The organism is uncultured Roseibium sp., assembly GCF_947496995.1.
GTDB lineage: Bacteria > Pseudomonadota > Alphaproteobacteria > Rhizobiales > Stappiaceae > Roseibium.
The window spans coordinates 92,971-112,402 of the sequence record NZ_CANMFD010000001.1 but is presented as its reverse complement, the minus strand read 5'-3'; the positions used below and the strand labels follow the sequence as shown (position 1 = coordinate 112,402).

At 62.2% G+C, this 19,432-nt stretch carries 19 protein-coding genes; 7 read left to right on the top strand and 12 right to left on the bottom strand.

Annotated elements, in window-relative coordinates; genetic code table 11:
* Positions 1-15: 15 nt before the first annotated feature.
* Positions 16-924 (bottom strand): LysR family transcriptional regulator, encoded by a 909-nt coding sequence (locus Q1B40_RS00560; RefSeq protein WP_299808449.1) that lies wholly within the window; start codon positions 922-924, stop codon positions 16-18.
* A gap of 120 nt (positions 925-1,044) precedes the next feature.
* On the opposite strand from Q1B40_RS00560, the gene Q1B40_RS00555 reads away from it, so the two are divergent.
* Positions 1,045-2,010: an LLM class oxidoreductase gene (locus Q1B40_RS00555; protein WP_299808446.1), complete on the top strand. Its 966-nt coding sequence runs from the start codon at positions 1,045-1,047 to the stop codon at positions 2,008-2,010.
* 9 nt (positions 2,011-2,019) lie between these two features.
* The gene (locus Q1B40_RS00550) at positions 2,020-2,805 is read left to right on the top strand and encodes an SDR family NAD(P)-dependent oxidoreductase (RefSeq protein WP_299808439.1); all 786 of its coding nucleotides are present in this window, start codon (positions 2,020-2,022) and stop codon (positions 2,803-2,805) included.
* Positions 2,806-2,813: 8 nt separating this feature from the next.
* Here Q1B40_RS00550 and Q1B40_RS00545 read toward each other — a convergent pair whose 3' ends face one another.
* Genes Q1B40_RS00545 through Q1B40_RS00525 form a run of 5 tightly spaced genes read right to left on the bottom strand, consistent with a single transcriptional unit; the run spans position 2,814 to position 7,538 of the window.
* Positions 2,814-3,461: an aspartate/glutamate racemase family protein gene (locus Q1B40_RS00545; protein ID WP_299808436.1), complete on the bottom strand. Its 648-nt coding sequence runs from the start codon at positions 3,459-3,461 to the stop codon at positions 2,814-2,816.
* A gap of 4 nt (positions 3,462-3,465) precedes the next feature.
* Entirely contained in the window at positions 3,466-4,380 is a 915-nt protein-coding gene (locus Q1B40_RS00540; protein WP_299808433.1) for an N-carbamoyl-D-amino-acid hydrolase, read from the bottom strand.
* Between the two features lie 37 nt (positions 4,381-4,417).
* Positions 4,418-5,623, bottom strand: coding sequence for a diaminopropionate ammonia-lyase (locus tag Q1B40_RS00535; protein ID WP_299808430.1), 1,206 nt, complete (start codon positions 5,621-5,623; stop codon positions 4,418-4,420).
* Complete coding sequence (locus Q1B40_RS00530; RefSeq protein ID WP_299808428.1) at positions 5,623-6,786, bottom strand: amidase; 1,164 nt, start codon at positions 6,784-6,786, stop codon at positions 5,623-5,625. Before Q1B40_RS00530 ends, Q1B40_RS00535 begins: the two co-directional genes overlap by 1 nt.
* Positions 6,783-7,538 carry a FadR/GntR family transcriptional regulator gene (locus Q1B40_RS00525; RefSeq protein WP_299808425.1) on the bottom strand — a complete coding sequence of 252 codons (756 nt, stop codon included), beginning with the start codon at positions 7,536-7,538 and terminating at the stop codon, positions 6,783-6,785. The genes Q1B40_RS00530 and Q1B40_RS00525 overlap by 4 nt, the downstream gene beginning before the upstream one ends.
* A gap of 384 nt (positions 7,539-7,922) precedes the next feature.
* Here Q1B40_RS00525 and Q1B40_RS00520 point away from each other — a divergent pair, with 384 nt between their 5' ends.
* The 5 genes from Q1B40_RS00520 (at position 7,923) to Q1B40_RS00500 (ending at position 13,519) form a co-directional block, all read left to right on the top strand.
* A complete protein-coding gene (locus Q1B40_RS00520) occupies positions 7,923-9,536 on the top strand; it encodes an ABC transporter substrate-binding protein (RefSeq protein ID WP_299808423.1) in 1,614 nt (537 codons plus the stop codon).
* 103 nt (positions 9,537-9,639) lie between these two features.
* Complete coding sequence (locus Q1B40_RS00515; RefSeq protein WP_299808420.1) at positions 9,640-10,593, top strand: ABC transporter permease; 954 nt, start codon at positions 9,640-9,642, stop codon at positions 10,591-10,593.
* Between the two features lies 1 nt (position 10,594).
* Positions 10,595-11,482 (top strand): ABC transporter permease, encoded by an 888-nt coding sequence (locus tag Q1B40_RS00510; RefSeq protein WP_299808416.1) that lies wholly within the window; start codon positions 10,595-10,597, stop codon positions 11,480-11,482.
* Positions 11,469-12,518, top strand: a complete 1,050-nt coding sequence (locus Q1B40_RS00505; RefSeq protein ID WP_299808413.1) for an ABC transporter ATP-binding protein — start codon at positions 11,469-11,471, stop codon at positions 12,516-12,518. Before Q1B40_RS00510 ends, Q1B40_RS00505 begins: the two co-directional genes overlap by 14 nt.
* On the top strand, positions 12,515-13,519 hold the full coding sequence (locus Q1B40_RS00500) for an ABC transporter ATP-binding protein (RefSeq protein WP_299808410.1): 1,005 nt from the start codon (positions 12,515-12,517) through the stop codon (positions 13,517-13,519). Before Q1B40_RS00505 ends, Q1B40_RS00500 begins: the two co-directional genes overlap by 4 nt.
* Positions 13,520-13,624: 105 nt before the next feature.
* Here Q1B40_RS00500 and hydA read toward each other — a convergent pair whose 3' ends face one another.
* From hydA to Q1B40_RS00470, 6 genes are read right to left on the bottom strand one after another with little or no spacing between them, the layout of a single operon-like run.
* Positions 13,625-15,019, bottom strand: a complete 1,395-nt coding sequence (hydA, locus tag Q1B40_RS00495) for a dihydropyrimidinase (RefSeq protein ID WP_299808406.1) — start codon at positions 15,017-15,019, stop codon at positions 13,625-13,627.
* A complete protein-coding gene (locus tag Q1B40_RS00490) occupies positions 15,016-15,927 on the bottom strand; it encodes a polysaccharide deacetylase family protein (protein WP_299808402.1) in 912 nt (303 codons plus the stop codon). Before Q1B40_RS00490 ends, hydA begins: the two co-directional genes overlap by 4 nt.
* A gap of 15 nt (positions 15,928-15,942) precedes the next feature.
* The gene (locus tag Q1B40_RS00485; RefSeq protein WP_299808399.1) at positions 15,943-16,680 is read right to left on the bottom strand and encodes an aspartate/glutamate racemase family protein; all 738 of its coding nucleotides are present in this window, start codon (positions 16,678-16,680) and stop codon (positions 15,943-15,945) included.
* 16 nt (positions 16,681-16,696) lie between these two features.
* Positions 16,697-17,497: an ABC transporter permease gene (locus Q1B40_RS00480; protein ID WP_299808396.1), complete on the bottom strand. Its 801-nt coding sequence runs from the start codon at positions 17,495-17,497 to the stop codon at positions 16,697-16,699.
* A complete protein-coding gene (locus Q1B40_RS00475; RefSeq protein ID WP_299808393.1) occupies positions 17,494-18,333 on the bottom strand; it encodes an ABC transporter permease in 840 nt (279 codons plus the stop codon). The genes Q1B40_RS00480 and Q1B40_RS00475 overlap by 4 nt, the downstream gene beginning before the upstream one ends.
* A complete protein-coding gene (locus Q1B40_RS00470) occupies positions 18,330-19,427 on the bottom strand; it encodes an ABC transporter ATP-binding protein (RefSeq protein WP_299808390.1) in 1,098 nt (365 codons plus the stop codon). The genes Q1B40_RS00475 and Q1B40_RS00470 overlap by 4 nt, the downstream gene beginning before the upstream one ends.
* Positions 19,428-19,432: the final 5 nt, after the last annotated feature.

The window sequence follows — 19,432 nt, the reverse complement described above, 5'->3', positions numbered from 1 at the left end:
CGTACAGGCGGTCCCTCAGATGCCGGACCAGGGGGGAGCCTTGCCGATCTTTTCCAGGAGAAAGTCCATGAACACGCGCACCTTGGGCGAGAGAACATTGGCTTTCGGATAGACCAGCCAGAGTACCGCGCCGTCCTGAACCTGCACATCCGGAAGGACGCGTTCAAGCCGTCCGTCGGACAACTCCGCCTGAACGCTCCAGATCGAATTGACCGAAATACCCGCACCGGCAAGGGTCGCCAGTTTCTGGCTGAGACCGTCGTCGATCACCAGCCGGCAGGCGGAATTGCCCGGGTCGAACAGACCGGCCGGCTGGCCTGAGCTGGTAAGCGGCCGCGGCTTGCGGTCCCTGAACGCGATCAGCCGGTGATCCGTCAGGTCCTGCTGTGTGGCAGGCCTGCCGTGGGCCGCCAGATATTCCGGCGATGCGCATAATATGCGGGTGTCGTCCGCCAGTTTGCGGCCTTTCAATGCGGATTCGACAAGTGGCGCGTTGCGCAGCGCCAGATCGAAGCTGCCTTCGATGAGATTGAACTGCGTATCCGAGAGCCTCAGATCGAGGCTTATGCCGGGATGGCTTTCGAGAAACTCCGGCAGAATCGGCGCGATATAGAGTTGCGAGAACGTGCTTGGTGCTGCAAAGCGCAACGTTCCGGTTGCGACAACCCCGGTTTTTCCAAGCGCCGCCCGCGCGGCCGCGTCCTGGGCAAGAATTTCGCGTGCGTAAGGCAGGAACTCCGCCCCTTCGAGGGAAAGCGAAACCTTGCGGGTCGACCGGTGGAGAAGGTCTGCACCGAGATCCCGTTCCAGCTTGGCCAGACGCGCGCTGGCGACAGCCGGTGCAAGGCCGAGGTCCCGGCCCGCGGATCCGATATTCAGCTTTTCAGCGGCCAGCACAAAAAGGCGGAGGCAGTCGATATCCATTTGATTATTTCGAAATCCCGAATTCTGAACCCATTTTTAGCCCATTTATATTGGAAACGAAATGACCATATTGCACTCAACGCCGCGACACCATCAGCCAGAGAACAAGGACCGGATTCAATGCCCAGCGATACCGGGAGCCAAAGCTTTCGCCCGATCAACCGGGCATACAATACGGTGTTCAGGCCGAACCGGTTGAGCCTTGGCCTGGTAGTACCGCTTGAAGCCTATCCGCACAGCTCCGTGCCCATGATGGAAGCCCATCTGGAGCGTGTCAGGCTGGCTGAGGAGCTCGGCTTCGCTGCACTGTGGCTGCGCGACGTGCCGTTCAACGTTCCTTCCTTCGGTGATGCCGGGCAGATTTTCGATCCGTTCGTCTATCTCGGTCTTCTGGCTGGGCAGACACAGCGGATCGGCCTGGGCGTGGCAAGCATCATTCTTCCCCTGCGCCATCCAGCGCATGTGGCCAAGGCCGCGGCAAGCGCCGACGTCCTTTCAGGCGGACGGCTGCTTCTGGGGGTCGCTTCGGGCGACCGGCCGCAGGAATATCCGGCGCTGAACATGAGTTTCGCGGATCGCGGCGACCGGTTTCGCGAAAGCGTGGCCTATATCGGCAGGATGGCTGAGCCCTTCGCAGAGTTTTCGAGTGCACTCGGCAGTCCACATGACATGGACATGCTGCCGAAACCGGCAGGCGGCAAACTTCCCCTCCTGATCACCGGAGGTTCGCAACAGCATCCCGACTGGATCGCTGCGAATGGAGACGGCTGGATCACCTATCCGCGCGAAGTGCCGGCGCAGGCCGACATCGTTTCCGACTACCGGCGCAGGCTGGCGGAGGCGGATCAGCCGGACAAACCCGTTACCCAGTCGCTCTATATCGATCTCGCGGAAGACCCCGACGCCCGGCCGCAGCCGATTCATCTGGGGTTCCGCTCGGGCATCCGGGCGCTGCGTGAGTATCTACGTTTGCTGGAAGACATAGGCATCAACCACGTCGCCCTGAATCTGCGTTTCAACAAGGCGCCGACCGAAACCACGATGCGGCAACTGGCCGAGCATCTGTTGACCGATTTCGAGAGCTGAGGACAGACCATGGCAAAGACAATATTCATCACCGGAGCGACTGACGGTATCGGCCTGGAAACCGCCAAACGCCTGGCAGCCGACGGACACAAGCTCCTGCTGCACGGGCGCAGCCCAGCCAAGCTTCAGGCGGCTCAAACCGAAGTCTCGCCGGAAGCGGAGACCTATCTGGCGGACCTGAGCAGCCTGCCGCAGACCCTTGAGCTGGCGGATGCCATTCGCGCCAGGCACAGCCATATCGACGTGCTCATCAACAATGCCGGCGTCTACAGAACGCCGCAACCACTCACTGCGGACGGCCTGGACGTGCGCTTTGTGGTCAACACGGTCTCGCCTTATCTGCTGACCAAAACCCTCTGGCCGCTATTTGCGCACGAGGGGCGTATCGTCAATCTGGCCTCCGCCGCCCAGGCTCCGGTAGACCCGGAGGCCCTTGCCGGTAGAAAACGCCTTTCGGACATGGAGGCCTACGCACAAAGCAAACTGGCGCTGATGATCTGGACCCGCGCGCTTGCAGCAGATCACCCCGAGGGGCCGTCGGTCGTATCGGTCAACCCGGGTTCACTGCTTGCCACCAAGATGGTCAAGGAAGGTTTCGGGGTAGAGGGAAGCGACCTCGGCATCGGTGCCGATGTTCTTCGCCGGGCTGCGCTATCGGAGGAATTTACCGGGCACAGCGGAGACTATTTCGACAATGATGCAGGCGATTTCGGGCACCCACACCCGGATGCTCTCGATGCTCGCAAAACCGGAGTTGTGATGAAGGCTCTCAATGCGCTGGTGAAAGCGGCGTAAGGGGTTTTTCAACAGCACGTCGTGAGCGTCCATATCCGGCGGACGGCTTCCGGGACAGGCTCGATCAGCGGCACACGCGCCCGGGAAGAGAGAGCACGGGCGGCCACGGCGAGCGGACCGCCGCCGATGACCACGGCCTCCGCGCCATCCTGCGAGACGGCGGCCTCGACAGCCGCGCCAAGACGCTTGATGAGCAACCCGGGTGTCTGCATGGTCTCGGCGAGATCACCTTCCGTCAGCCGCACGGATGCGAGCTGCTTCCCGACGCCGTAACGTTCCGCGCGGCGCTCGATGGCGGCGACCAGATCGGGTGTCGTGGTTGCAACGGAAAACCGGCGTCTGCCCCCGGCCGCGGCAAGCATGCCCGCCTCGGCGATCCCGACAACGGGGACCCTGAGCGTTTGCCTCAATGCATCAAGGCCCGGATCGCCGAAAGCCGCGACGATCACGCCTTTCAGGTCAGCGAACCGCGTCAGGTCGATTGAAGCGACGGCTTGCGCGGCAACGGCAAGGGCAGGTTCGTCCGAAATCAGCGGATTGCCGAACCGGGCCGTCACTCCGGTTATGCCGGCTTCGGGCAGAGTTTCGCGCGCAATCCTTACCATCGCTTCGGTGGTATCCGGGGACGTGTTGGGATTGATCAGGACAATCGTCATCCGCTCATCTTACCAGCAGACCGTAGTGCCGCGGCTGCCTGTGCTGAGCGAAATCGAAGATGTTGTCCTGGATCTCCCGGCAGCGATCCAGGTCGCAGTCGGCCATGATCAATTCGTCGCCCAGTGTCGAGCACCTGGCGACGATTTCTCCGGTTGGCGCAATGATGCAGGTCCCGCCGATCAGGTCGCAGCCTTCCTCGCATCCTGCCTTGGCAACCCCGACGACCCAGGTGCCGTTCTGATAGGCACCCGCCTGCATTGACAAATGGTTGTGAAAGTCCTGCAGATGGTCATGTTCGGGAGCCGGCGGATAGTGAACCGGCGTGTTGTATCCGAGCAGGACGAGCTCCGCCTTCTGCAGACCGAGCATGCGGAAGGTTTCCGGCCAGCGCCTGTCGTTGCAGATGCACATCCCGACCCGCCCGCCAAGGGCTTCCACCACCGGGAAGCCGAGATCGCCGGTTTCGAAATAGCGTTTTTCCAGATGCTGGAAAGGCCGCCAGGTCTCGTTTTCCCGATGACCCGGCAAGTGGATCTTGCGGTACTTCAGCAGGACCGCACCATCCGGGGCGACAAGAAGCGATGTGTTGAACCGCCGCGTTTCACCACTCTCGTCAACCGTCTTTTCCGCGAAACCGAACGAGAAGGCGAGCCCGAGACGTCTTGCGGCATCGAAAAGCGGCAAGGTTTCTTCCGAGGGCATTTCGGTTTCGAAGAACGCGTCGATCTCGGCCTGATCCTCCATGTACCAGCGCGGAAAGAAGGTGGTGAGGGCGAGTTCGGGAAAGACGACGAGATCCGCACGCCGGTCCGCCGCGGTTTCCATCAGCTTCGTCATCCGGGAGACCACGGACGAGCGTGTTTCCTTGCGGGCGATCGGGCCGAGTTGCGCTGCGGCAATCACGAGCGTGCGGGACATCGGGTTTCCTTTGCGCAATTGGCGGTGCTCCTCATGTTCAGACCGCCTCCGGGGCGAGACCGACAAGCTGTTCATAGAGCAGGGGATCGGTTGCCCCCTCGGTGCCGAACACCAGGACGCGGGCATTTTCCGTGAGCCCGAGCGCAGTGCGCTCGGCGTCTTTTCCGCTGACCGCAAGCAGCGCCATCAGGCCCGCGACGGCTGATTCACCGGCCACAAGAGGCCGGTCGCCATCGCGGCCTCCGGCGAGCAGCTTCATGCCTTCCACGGCGGACGCGTCCGGAAGTCCGACGACTGCATCGGCACCTTTTTCCAGAATGCTCCAGGCCAGTTCGGAAATTTCCCCGCAAGCAAGGCCTGCCATCACGGTTTCGATGTCGCCGTCAACGACTGTCGGCGCGCCGTTGCGGATCGTCTCCAGCCAACAGGCCGAGTTCAGCGGATCCGCCAGCACGAAAACCGGACGATCGGCGCCAAAGCGCCGCCAGAAATGGGCGACCACCGCGGCAGCCATGCCGCCGACACCGGTCTGCAGGAACACATGCGTTGGCGGAGCTCCATGCGGCCACTGGTCCAGGGCTTCGAAGGCCATCAGTTCGTAGCCTTGCATCACATCCCGCGGGATATCCGTGTAGCCGGGATAGGACGTGTCCGAGACGACAGTCCAGCCGTTGGCATCCGCCTGGCGCTGCGCTTCGCGCACGCTGTCGTCATAGTTGCCCTTGCAGCGGACCACCGTGGCGCCAAAATTTTCGATTGCCTGTTTGCGGCCCTCGCTGACGGTTTCATGAATGTAGATAACGCAATTACAGCCGAAGGTTCGGGCCCCCCAGGCAACCGAGCGGCCGTGATTGCCGTCCGTTGCACAGGTCACCGTCAATCCTGCGGCGTGCGCCGCAAAGGCCTTGTCGTCCGACCGGGAGATGCCTGCCTGCGCGGCCGACCTGCGGAGTACCCGCCAGACAGCATAGGCGCCGCCCAGCGCCTTGAAACTTCCGAGGCCGAACCGGTCGGCTTCATTCTTGTAGGCAAGCGCGGCTATTCCCGCCTGCTTCGCAATTCCGGGAAGTAACACCAGCGGCGTAGGGGCATAACCCGGCCAGCCGGAAATTGTGGCACGGGCGGTTTCAAACGCCTGATCGTTCAGGATGGCGGACCGGTCAGGACCGTAGACCTCGCACCGGCCCGCCAAACCGTTCAGGCAGAATTCGTGGGTAAGCCCAGCTTCAGGTGTCCGTCCCATCACAACGCCTCCGCGAGAGCGAGAAGGTCTTCATCCCGCATACGCTCGCCGACAAGCGACAAGCCGACCGGAGCTCCATCCACCCTGGCACCGGGGACGGAGAGCTCCGGATAGCCGTTCAGTCCGGCAATGCAGGTCAGGCACATCGTCGCGTGCCGGTAGGCTTCCAGGTCCTGCTGAGACGCCGTCAGCAAAGGCGCCGCCCCCGGGGCCGACGGCAGGACAAGCACGGTGTTCTCCGTCATCATCGTGTCCATGGAACGACGGATCGCGGACCGGCGCCGCACGGCGCCCGTGAAGCTTTCCGCCGTGGTGGCGGAGGCTGTTTGCAGACGCTGGCCCACGCCGGGTCCGAATTCGGCGGACACCGAACTGACCCAATCGCCAACCGCCTGCCACGCTTCCGCGGCCTGATGAACCCGGAAGGTTTCGAACCAGTCCTCCAGCACCGGTTCCGGCAGGGGTGTTGTGTCGGCCGGACCCAGACGCGCCTCAAGTTTCGCCAGCCCGGGCCTCAGGGCCTCGACAACCGGAGCGGCCACACCCGCCCAGACGGTTTCCGGCATCCACAACCGGTCCGGCAGCCGGCCGCTTTCGGCCGATATTCCGTAGGCACCGCTGACGCGGACCATCACTTCCAGCTCTCGTGCGAACCACCCCGGCACATCGAAACTCAAGGCGAGTGGCAGAAGACCTTGCGAGTCAATGCGCTCGTGGCTGGTCCGCAGCCCGTAAAGACCGCAGAAGGAGGCGGGAACCCGCACCGATCCTCCCGTGTCACTGCCTAGCGCGAAATCGACCAGCCCCGCTGCGACCGCCGACGCGGAGCCTGAGGAGGAGCCGCCCGGAACACGGTCTGGCGCCGCGGAATTCACCGGCGTTCCGGTATGGGCGTTGGCGCCGATCACGCTGTAGGCCAATTCATCCATATGGGTAAAGCCGACCAGCGAAGCGCCGGCCTCCAGCACGGTGCGAAGGCAGTGAGCCGTCCTCTCAGCCGGCTCGTGCGTCTCCTTCCAGACCGGATTGCCGTTCGAGGCGATACGGCCCTCGAACTGGTAGTTCTCCTTTGCCGCGAAGGTCAGGCCGTCAAGCGGCCCGCCACCGGGCCTGTACGGCACCGAAAGAATTTCGGAAAATGCGGACACAGTGTCGTCGATCATGCGCCTGATCCTCGATGCGGGACAGCCAGTTCAATGTCGCAGCGGCGTGCGGCGGCGCGGATGTGGTCCGTCAGGGCGGCACAGGCGGCCGCGCTATCGTTCGCCTCGATCGCATCGACGATGGCAAAATGTTCCCTTGCCGTGTCGCGCACGCGCTCAATGATCACCATGGGCACCCATTGGCTCTCCTGCATAACCTTTGAAAGATGCCGGCGGATATCCCGGAAGATCGGATTGCGGCAATGATCGAAAATCACGTCGTGAAAGGCCGTGTCCTCTTCTGCGGCGGCAACCGCGTTGCCCTGCCGGGCCGCCAGCATCAGCGCCTCGGCATGCAGACGCAGACGCTGGAGGCCTTTGTCCTTGAGAAAAGGAAATGCCAGCGCGAGCGCCTGAGGTTCAAACCCCACCCGGAACTCGAAAACTTCCCTGAGGCCATAGCCCTTGCCCGACGGCCAGAACTCGGCCGGCAGCCGTCCGGCCGCGGCAGCGACGAACAGGCCCTTGCGCTTTTCCACGCGGATGAGCCCCAGCGTTTCCAGCATCGATATGCCCTCGCGCACCGAAGGCCGCGATGCCTGGAGCATGCCCGCGAGCTCACGCTGGGAGGGCAACGGATCTCCGGGCTGCAAGTACCGTTCCGCAACCATATCCTGGATTGCGCGGGCCACCCTTGCGGGGACCGAACGCTCACGCTCCGGGTCCCCACCGGTTTGCTCTTCATCGGTTTCAACTGGCGTCAAAATGATCATAAATGCCTAAACTATATTCTTGCACACTTTTTAGCCCATCAATACGCTGATCTGGTCAGACCAGAGAATTGGTAACCTGAACAGGCGTTACAAAACAAGAGGAAAAATCATAGAACTTACTGATTTCATTGATCTTTATAAGCCCTGCCAAATAAGGAGACGGGGCAAGAGATCGTGGACGGAAGGTTATATCAGTTCGATCGGAAACAGGCGGTTCGCCCGATTTTCCGCGCCGACCTGACCAATCTTCCGCTGCCTTCCAAAGGGCGGATCGGGTCGGCCAAGGACGACCATTGCGGGAAACGTTCCAGAAGTAGGCATTTCGAGACGTCGCGGCCTGCGGCAGACCGCAGAGGCCGGCATTTTCACGGAAGGACAACAGCAATGGCATTGAAGAGATTGAAGGGCGCGGCACTCGCAGCCTTGTCCGTCGCAGTGCTCGCGTCAGGTTCAGTTCAGGGTTGGGCAGCAGGCACGTTACGTGTCGGCATGACGGCGGCCGATATTCCGCTCACCACCGGCCAGACGGACCAGGGCGGCGAAGGCATGCGTTTCATGGGCTATACGGTCTATGATTCACTGATCGAATGGGACCTGACCAGCGCCGACAAGGCGTCCGTCCTGATCCCCGGCCTGGCGACCGAATGGAGCGTGGATCCCGACGACCAGACCAAATGGACCCTCAAGATCCGCGAAGGCGTAACGTTCCACGACGGCAGCCCGTTCACCGCGCAGGATGCGGTTTGGAACTTTGAGAAGCTTCTCAATCCGGATTCCGAACAGTACGATCCGCGCCAGTCCGCCCAGGGCAAGTCGCGCATCCCTGCCGTCGCCTCCTACAAGGCGCTGGACGACTATACGCTCGAAATCACCACCACGACGCCAGACGCGACGCTGCCCTACCAGCTTGCCTGGATCCTGATGTCTTCCAAGGCCAACTGGGAAGCCAAGGGCAAGAACTGGGAAGAGGTCGCCAAGGATCCGTCCGGAACAGGCCCGTGGAAACTCACCGGATTCGTACCGCGCGAGCGTGCCGAACTGGTGCCCAACACAGCCTATTGGGACGAGACCCGGATCCCGAAACTGGACAAGATGATCCTGATGCCGCTGCCTGAGCCCAATGCCCGAACCGCGGCACTGCTCTCAGGTCAGGTCGACTGGATCGAGGCACCGGCTCCGGACACGATACCGGCGCTCACCGGCAACGGTTTCGAGGTCGTCTCGAACGCCTATCCGCACAACTGGACCTGGCATCTCTCCCGCCTTGACGACTCGCCATGGAACGATATCCGCGTGCGGAAGGCTGCAAACCTTGCCATCGACCGCGAAGGCCTGAAGCAGTTGCTCGGCGGCCTCGCCGTACCGGCCAAGGGTTTTCTACCGCCCTCCAGCCAGTGGTTCGGCAATCCGACCTTTGACGTGAAGTACGATCCGGAAGCCGCAAAGGCCCTGCTGGCCGAAGCAGGTTACGGTCCCGACAAGCCGCTCAAGGTCAAGGCGCTGATTTCGCCGTCCGGCTCCGGCCAGATGCTGCCGCTGCCCATGAACGAATATGTCCAGCAGAGCCTGGCGGAAGTCGGCATCGAGGTCGAGTTCATGGTCGTGGAATGGAACCAGATGATCAATCTGTGGCGCGCAGGCGCGGCGGATCCGAGCGTCGACGGGTCCCAGTCCATCAACTTCACCTACTTCATCCAGGATCCGTTCACCGGCCTTATCCGGCACCTGTCCTGCGATCTGATCGCACCGAACGGCACCAACTGGGGTCACTATTGCGATGAAGAGATGCAGGACCTGTTCAACCAGATCAAGACCACTTTCGATCCCGAGGCACAGGACGCGGTTCTTCGCAAGACGCATGAGAAATTCGTCAACGAAGCCCTGTTCCTGATGGTCACCCATGACGTCGCACCGCGCGCCATGAGCCCGAAGGTCGACGGTTTCGTGCAGGCCCAGAACTGGTACCAGAACTTCTCCGGCATCACGATCGAGGAGTGATCCGACAACCGGGTTCGCGAAGCTCGTCTTCGCGAACCCTTTTTCGTTCCGCAGCTTCGTGCTGCGGCCTTGCAGATTCCGGACTTCAAGACGAGCGGCCCGAATGTTCACCTATCTCGTTCGCCGACTGATTTATGTTCTGCCGGTCGCCGTCGGCGTCAGCATCATCTGCTTCCTCCTGGTGCATATCGCACCGGGCGATCCGCTCACCGCCATCATGCCGGTGGACGCGACCGCCGAAGAACAGGCCGCGATGCGGTCGGCCTATGGTCTCGACAAGCCACTGCCCGTGCAATACGCGATCTGGATCGGCAAGGCGGCCATGGGCGATCTTGGAAAATCCATCGCCACCGGACGACCGGTTGCCGACGAGGTTTTCACGGCGGTCAGGAATTCGCTTCTTCTGGCTTTCAGCGCCAGCGTGATCGCTTTTCCGATCGGTCTGTTTCTCGGCTTTCTCGCCGGATATTTCCGCGACACGATTTTCGACCGGCTGGTCACGGCAATCGCCATCACCGGCGTGTCGGTGCCGAATTACTGGCTCGGCATCGTTCTGGTGATCATCTTCTCCGTCCAGCTCGGGTGGCTGCCCTCCATGGGCGCGGGACCGGGCGGATCGGGCGAATGGACCTGGGATTACGCCCATGTCAGACACCTGATCCTTCCGGCCGTCACGCTGGCCGTCGTACCGATCGGTATCGTGGCGCGCACGGTGCGTGCACTTGTCGGCGATATCTTCTCGATGGACTTCGTTCAGGCGCTCTATGCAAAGGGGCTACGGCACGGCGACGTGCTGCGCCATGTGGTGCGCAACGCGGCACCGACCGCCCTGTCGGTCATGGGTCTGCAACTCGGCTACCTGCTCGGCGGGTCGATACTCATCGAAACCGTCTTCAACTGGCCCGGTTCCGGCTTTCTGCTGTCCAACGCCATCTTCCAGAGGGACCTGCCCCTGCTGCAAGGAACGATCCTGATCCTGTCGCTGTTCTTCGTCGGCATGAACCTGATCGTCGACGTCGCCCAGGCGGCCATAGACCCGCGCATCAAGAGGTCGTGACATGAGCGCCGCAACCGATACAATCGCACCGGATGTGCCGGTTACCGCCGCCGCAGGCTACTGGACCGGCGTCCTGAAACGGTTTTCCCGCGATCCCGTCGCGATCACCTGCGCCTTGATCGTCCTGCTTCTGATCCTGTCGGCGATCTTCGCGCCCTATCTGGGGCTGGACGACCCCTACAAGTCCAGCATGATCAAGCGGTTGAAGCCCATCGGCTATCCCGGCTTTCCGCTGGGAACGGACGAGCAGGGCCGGGACATGCTGTCCCGGCTCATCTACGGCGGCCGGCTGACGCTGTTCGTCGGTCTGGTGCCGGTTGTGCTCGCGTTTTTCATCGGTTCGGCTTTCGGCCTTGTCGCCGGTTACGCGGGCGGGCGGATCAACGCGCTGATCATGCGTACGGTCGACGTGTTTTTCGCGTTTCCCTCGGTGCTGCTGGCAATCGCCATTTCAAGCGCCCTTGGCGCGGGCATCGTCAACAGCCTCGTGTCGCTGACCATCGTCTTCATTCCCCCGATCGCCCGCGTGGCGGAAAGCGCCACGGCGAGTGTCCGGGCGCTCGACTATATCGACGCCGCGAGAGCCAGCGGCGGCGGAGCGCTGACGATCATTCGGGTGCATATCATCGGCAATGTCCTCGGACCGATCTTCGTCTATGCGACGAGCCTGACCAGCGTATGCATGATCCTGGCGGCGGGCCTGTCCTTCCTGGGTATCGGCGTACGCCCTCCCGAACCGGAGTGGGGCCTGATGCTGAATACGCTGCGCACCGCCATCTACGTCAATCCCTGGGTGGCGGCGCTGCCCGGCCTGATGATCTTCATCACATCCCTTTGCCTCAACCTTTTGAGCGACGGTCTCCGGAGTGCCATGAATGTCAAAGACTGAAGCCGGATCCGGCCAGCAGGACCGGGGTGGCCCCGGTCAACCGCTGATCATCGCCAAGGACCTGAAGAAGCACTTTCCGGTCCGCTCGGGTCTTTTCAATCGCCGATCCGCAACAGTGCGTGCCGTCGACGGTGTCTCCTTCGACGTGATCAAGGGTGAAACCCTCGGGATCGTCGGGGAATCCGGTTGCGGAAAGTCGACCACCGCCCGCCTGCTTATCGGCCTGATCGAGCTGGACGAGGGCGGCATCATCTTCGATGGCGACACCCTCGGCGGCGACATAGGGCTGAAAGAATTGCGCCGTGGTGTGCAGATGGTCTTTCAGGACAGCTACGCTTCGCTCAATCCTCGCCTGACCATCGTGGACTCCATCGCTTTCGGACCGAAGATCCAGGGCCTGGACAAGCCGATGGACCGGGCGCGCGATCTTCTCGCCCGGGTGGGACTTGAGCCAGACCGCTTCGCCCAGCGCTATCCGCACGAGCTTTCCGGCGGGCAACGCCAGCGCGTCAATATCGCCCGGGCGCTGGCCATGGAGCCGCGGCTGGTCATCCTGGACGAGGCCGTCTCCGCGCTCGACAAATCCGTCGAGGCGCAGGTTCTCAACCTTCTGAACGATCTCCGCCGGGAATTCGGTCTTACCTATGTGTTCATTTCCCACGATCTCAACGTGGTGCGCTACATCTCCGACCGGGTGCTTGTGATGTATCTGGGCGAAGTCGTGGAAATAGGACCCTCCGAAGCCATCTACGCGAAGCAGGCGCACCCCTATACCGCGTCACTGTTCGCCGCCATGCCGTCGATGGATCCGGACAATCGTACCGACGAACCGCCACTGGCGGGCGATCCGCCGAACCCGATCGATCCGCCCTCCGGCTGCCGCTTCCACACCAGGTGCCGGTTTGCCGAAGACGTATGCGCGGCACGCAAACCGGTCCTCAGCGTTATCGCCGGGGACGAAGCGCATCTTGCGGCCTGCCACATCCACGAACCGGGCTCGGGCCACAGCCTTGCAAAACGGGAGGCAGCGGAATGACCGAGACCCCCCTTGTCGAATTCAATGCTCTCAAGGTCAGATTCAAGGGAGAGCGCACGGTTCATGCCATCAACGGTCTGAGCCTTTCCATGCAACAGGGCGAGACGCTTGGCCTTCTGGGGGAATCCGGCTCCGGAAAGAGCGTGACCCTGAAAACGCTTCTGCGCCTCCTGCCGCCCAGGCGCAGCGAAATCGAAGGCAGCGTCCGCGTCAACGGCACCGACATCACGACCCTTTCCGGCCGGGCCCTTTCCGCCTACCGGGGCCGCGAGGTGTCGATGGTGTTCCAGGAGCCCGCGCTGGCTCTCGATCCCGTCTACACGATCGGCGACCAGATCGCCGAAACGGTGATGCGTCACAAGGGGATCGGCAGGCACGCCGCCATGGACGTCGCCCTCGACATGCTGACCCGGGTGCGCATTCCTTCACCCGAGCGGCGTCTGAAAAACTATCCGCACGAAATGTCCGGCGGCATGCGCCAGCGCGCCATGATCGCGCTGGCGCTCGCCTGCCGCCCCAAACTCCTGCTTGCCGACGAACCGACCACCGCGCTGGACGCAACCGTGCAGATCCAGATCCTGCTGCTGCTGAGGGAGTTGCAGCGGGAATTCGGCATGGGCGTCATCTTCGTGACCCACGATATCGGCGTCGCCGTGGAAGTCTCCGACAGAATTGCGGTCATGTATGCCGGCAACATCGTCGAGACGGGGACAACGCGCGATGTGATCAAGAACCCGCGGCATCCCTATACACGCGGCCTGCTGGCGGCCAACCTGCACGGAGCGGTCAAGGGCGAGCGCCTCGACGCCATTCCGGGCTCCCCGCCGGCCCTGGAAGAGCTGCCCTCCGCGTGTTCCTTCGCACCGCGCTGCGCCTTCGCGCGTCCGCAATGCCTCTCAGGACTGCCGCCGGTCACCGATCTGGGCGATGGTCACTCCGTGGCATGTGTGCTTGAACATCCGGCGTTCGATGAACGCAGCCGAGAGGCGCTCCCAGTTTGAAAGTCGCCCCCCTTTCAGGTCTTCAACCGGCTCCGGCTTGGGGCTGCCTAGGGGCGGCTGACGCTCCGACCGTCAGCTTTCCAGCGGCTGTCCCAGGCCGCGCTCTCAGGCGGCCGGTTTACTGCGCGCAATATGCATGCCGACGGGATCAGCCGACGGCATCCTGCCGTCGGCGACAACGGTCCTGCCGCGCACCATGGTGAGAACCGGCCAGCCGGTCACCCTGAAGCCTTCGTAGGGCGTGTAGTCCGAGCCATGATGAAGACTATCCTGGGTGATGGTCACTTCCCTGTCCGGATCCCATAAAACGATGTCCGCATCCGAGCCGATCGCAATCGTGCCTTTTTGCGGATAAAGACCGTAGAGCCTGGCGTGGTTCGTCGCGGTCAGCTCCACAAAGCGCTGCAGGTCGATCCGGCCCTTTCCCACACCTTCCGAAAACAGGATGGGCAAACGGGTCTCGACCCCCGGTATGCCGTTGGGAATCCATCGGAAGCTTTGTTCTCCCCGGGGATGTTTTTTCCCTGCGGTATCCTCATAGCGGAACGGACAGTGGTCGGAGGAAAAGACGGAAAAAATGCCCTGCTCGATGCCTTCCCAGCAGGCCACCTGGCTTGCCTCGTCGCGAGGCGGCGGCGAGCAGACGTTCTTGGCGCCTTGCGGAATATCGAGATCTTCAGCGGTCAAGACCAGATATTGCGGGCAGGTTTCACCATAGATCTTGAGCCCCCTGGCGCGTGCACGCGCTATCTCCTCCATCGCTTCCCGGTTGGAGACATGAACGACGACCAGCGGCACATCTGCGATTTCGGCAAGACTGATCGCACGGTGCGTCGCTTCACGCTCCACCGGGATAGGCCGGGTCGCGGCATGAAACTTCGGAGCTATATCGCCGGCGAGCTCCGCCTGGTCCCGCAGAAAAGCGATCGCGTCGTCATTTTCCGCGTGGATCATTGCGCGGGCGCCGGAGACCTTCGCCGCCGTCATGGTTTCCAGGATCTCGCGGTCGGTGAGTTTCAGATCGTCGTACGTCATGAACATCTTGAAGGACGTGTAGCCTTCTTCCGCCAGAGCGGGCAGTTCCTGGCCCAGCACCTGTGGCGTCGGGTCCGAGACGATGAGATGAAAGCTCACATCTACGTGACATTGTCCCTCCGCAAGACCGTGATACCAGGCGAGCGCTTCGCGCAAGCTCTGCCCCTTTTCCTGGAAACAGAATGGCATGAGCGTGGTATTGCCGCCGAAGGCCGCAGAGCGGGTGGCACTGTCAAAATCGTCGGCCATGACGATCCCCTCGCCTGAGGGCTGTGAGATATGGACGTGGCTGTCGATCCCGCCGGGCAGGACGAGCCTTCCGGTTGCGTCGATAACCTCGTCCGCCCCCTCAAGAGCCTCCGCGATGGCAACGATCCTGCCGCTCCGAATGCCGATATCCGCCTTGAAGACGTCGGACGCGGTGGCAATTGTCCCACCTTTGACGATCGTCTCGAAACTGTTCATGAATTTCCCTCTTCGCCTTCGCTCGCTTTCAGCCAGTGCCGGGCTATGTCCCGCCGCGTCGCGAACCAGGCCCCGCCCTTCGCAACAACATGGTCGAGAAAAGCCGCCAGTCCGCCGATCCTTGCCGGTCTGGAAACAATGCGCAGATGCAGCCCGACACTCATCATCCTCGGGACCTCACCCCCCTCCTCCCACAGCCAGTCATAGGCCGCGCACAGATAACGGGCGAACTCCGCCCCGTCCCTGAACCCGTTGGGCAGCTGAAAGCGCATGTCGTTGGTATCCAGCGCATAGGGCATGATCACATGCGGGCCGTTATCCGTGCGGACAACCCTTGGCAGCTCGTCGTCATAGGCGTCGCTGTCGTACAGGAACCCGCCATGTTCGATCAGAAGGTCGCGCGTGCGGGGACTGGCCGAGGTGCGGGTGTGCCACCCGACGGGCGGCGTGCCGGCCGCCTGTTGAAGTGCGTCGACCGTCTTGCGGATGCGGTCGCGCTCATCGTCGCCGGACAGTCCCTGGTGGCCCTCCCAGCGCCAGCCATGCGCGGCAATCTCGTGCCCCCGGCCGACGGCATCTTCGAACATCCACGGATAGAGGCGCGCGGTCTCCCCGGTGGCGCTCAGTGTCGCCGGTACGCCATGTTTTGCCAGAAGCCGGACAATCCGCCGGTAACCCACCCGGGGGCCATAATCGAAATGGCTTTCCATGGCGATATCGGGATGGCGGAAGGGTTCGGCGGTCATGTCGTAGATGCGTTCGTTGACGGCATCGCCGCGGCGGATCGAAAACTCGGACCCTTCCTCGACATTGATGACAAGCGACACGGCGACCCGTGCCGCGCCCGGCCAGACAACACGTGGCGGAGAGGCGCCATAGCCGAGATAGTCCCGCTGATAGAATGACATCGCAAGCACCCCGGCTCAGTCGAGTTCCTGAAACAACCGGCCCCAGCCGGTCACCCGTGCAGGATCGGCGCCGCAGACTTTCATGGATTTCCAGACCGCTGTCTGGACGGTGTCATAGATGGGAACGCCGAGTTCCCGTTCGAGCCTGTCCACAACGGTGGCGCCAAGAAGATTGGTACAGAAGACCAGGATGGCGTCCGGGTTGCCTTCCGCGGCAACGGCGCGGATCATGTCCTCGATCTGCGCTTCGGACACCTCGGAAAAGGAAAAATTGACCTTGAGGTTCAGGTGCCGTTCCGCGGTGCATGTGAAGCCCGCAGAGGCGTAATTGGAGACAATTCTTTCCTGAACGTCATCGAGATAGGGCGTCACCAGTCCGAATGTCTTCACCCCGGTGCGGTCGAAGATTTCATTGATCGCCAGCACGGACGAACAGGCCGGAACCCCTGTTCTTTCGGTAATCGCGGCGCAAAGCTCCTCGTCGCGTTCGAAGCCGAGCCACCCCGCCGACGTGCCGTTCCAGCAGATGCAGCCCACAAGGGCATCCGCGAGCAGTTCGGCGGCCGCGAGCATCGGTTCATTCTCGAACTGGCCGAGCGCGTTTTCGCCGAGCGAGATTTCGGTGACGCGGAAGCGGCCGAAATGCGCCGTCGTGTCCTCCAGGTCGGACACCATCGCCGAGGTGACCGGTTCGAGAACTGTGTTGGAGGAGGGTGTGAGCATGCCGAGCAGATAGCGTTTTTGTGATGTCATCAATGCGGTTCCAGAGTCAGAAGTCAGTCATTCGGCGCAAGCCCACCAGCCGGTCGGAAATGACGAGGACGATGATGGTGAGCAGGATGAGAAGGGAGGAAATCGCCGCGATGGTCGGATCGGGCCTGACCTCCAGATATTCCAGGACCTGGATCGGCAACGTCTTGTTGCGCGCGTCCGTCAGGAAGATCGAGATCGGGTAATTGTCCATCGAGGCGAGAAAGGCGAACAGGCCGGAACTCAAATAAGCCGGACTGAGGACCGGAACGAGAACCTTGATGACCGCTTTCGGGTAGCTGAGGCCGAGCGTTCTGGCCGCATCGATCAGTGTGAAATCGAACAGGCTCAGGCTGGCCTGCACCGTCCTCATGATGAAAGGGAGCGTGACGATCACATGCCCCAGAATCAGACCGGTATAGGCATCCCGGTAGCCGATCTCGCGCAGAAACTGCAGCAGCGCGATGCCGATCACGAGCCCCGGCATCATCAACGGAGAAACAACGAAGGTCGAGATCGCGGTGCGGCCCGGGAACCGTCCCTTGACGACGGCAATCGCCGTCAGGGTTCCAAGGACCAGGGAGATGCCAGTCGATATGAGGGCAATCTGGACCGAGAGGGTCAGGGAGGGAAGGAATCCCCGTTTGGATCCGAGCGCCTCATACCAGCGCAGCGACCAGCTTGGCGGTGGCAGGTCGAAGACGGGTGAAGCGGAGAAGGAAACCGCAACGGTCACGAAAAGCGGCACCATGAGATAGACGCACACGGCCAGTCCGATGGTCCACACAGCCAGGCGGGCAAGGCGTTCGAGGGTGGTCACGTGTTCGCCCTCACCTTTCCGGCCAGCCACTGGCTGGCGACGATGACGATCAGCGAGAAGACCAAGAGGACAACCGCAACCGTCGATCCCAACGTTTCGTTGCGCAGGTAGAGATAGGACCGCGCGATCTGCTGGGACAGGGTCATGAACCTTTCACCGACAAGCAGTGTCGGAATGACATACATGGCCAGCGCCAGTGAAAACACGAAGGCGATTCCGGCAATGATGCCCGGCACGGTGAGTGGCAGAATGATTTTCCAGAAGACGTAGAGCGGGCCGGCGCCGAGGGTCCGGGCTGCTTCCGCCAGCCTCGGGTCAAGGAGGCGGATCACCGAATAGACCGGCATGATCATGAAAGGCACGAACACGTTGACCGCGCCAAAGATCAGTCCCGTCTCCGTGAAAATCAGCCGCACCGGCTCGCTGGTGAGACCGAGCGCCATCAGCGCCTGGTTCAGGACACCGTCGCTGCGCAGCACGATCGTCCAGGCGAATGCCTTGACCACGATCCCGACCGAAAGCGGCAAGATCAAAGAGATCAGGAACAGTGACTGCAGCCAGCCTTTCGACCAGGCCAGCGCAAAGGCCGCCGGATAGCCGATCAGAAGGCAGAAAGCCGTCGTCAGAAGGGCCGACCGCAGAGTGTTCCAGATGATGTACCAGTTGAACGGATCACCGAAAAAATCGATATAGGCGGATATGCTGAACGCCTCAGGCAGCCGAAAGCTGGCCAGCAGCAGCAAGCCGAGCGGCAGCGCGTAGAGCACGGTCAGATAGCCGACACCCGGAGCGGCGAGGATCCACGTCCTGTCCTTTTGCTCGCCTTGCTTCTTCATTGTCCGTTCCCCGGGAAGATGAGGGTCTTTTCAGGGCTCCAGGCGGCAGCATAGGTCGCGCCCTGATCCAGACGGCCGGCATGATCCGGAGACAGATCGATGGCGAGGCTTTCCCCCTGGCTGCCGGTGAAATGCGCCTGGGTGCGGGCACCGACATAGATGCGGTCCCTAAGGACCACCGGAACGGTGTTGTGGCCCTCCGGCGCGCTTCCGGGGAGGTGAATCGACATGTCCTCCGGGCGCAGGGCCACTGTTACCGGAGCGCCCCTGACGAAGCGCCCCGCTGCGCGGACCTCGGAGCCGCCGACGGATATGGTCAGCTCGCCTCCGGTTTCCGCCAGTACGGTCCCCGCGAGCTGCGAGGACGAGCCGATGAAATCGAGGACGAAACGTGAGCCGGGAAATTGGTAGATGTCCTGCGGCGCACCGAACTGCTCGATGACACCCGCATTCATCACCGCGATCCTGTCGGACATGACGAGCGCCTCTTCCTGGTCGTGAGTCACGAAGACCGAGGTGATACCCAGATCGCGCAGCAGCGACTTCAATTCGATCTGCATGGTCTCGCGAAGCTTTCTGTCCAGCGCGCTGAAAGGTTCGTCGAGCAACAGGATATCTGGGCGGGGCGCCAGGGCGCGGGCGACAGCAACCCGCTGCTGCTGCCCGCCCGAGAGCGCAGAGGGAAACCTTTCGGCTATATCCGGCAGCTTGATAAGCTCAAGGAACCGGTCGACGTTCGCCTTAGCCTCAGACGTGGAAACCCCGCGTGCCTTCAGGCCGAAAGCGATGTTTTCACGTACGGTCAGGTGGGGAAAGAGGGCGTAGTTCTGAAAAACCACGCCCACGTTTCTCCTGTGCGGCGGCAGGCCGGAAATAACCTTGCCGCCGAGCGTGATCGACCCGCCATCGACCGCCAGAAGGCCGGCGATCATCCGCAGCAAGGTGGTCTTGCCACACCCGGACGGGCCGAGAAGGGAAACGAATTCACCCTTCCCGATTTCAAGATCGAGGTTCTCCAGAACACGGGTGCCCTGAAAACTCTTCGATACGGAAGCGGCGACCAGATAGTGCGGGTCGTCGAATGCGGGAACCATTCAGC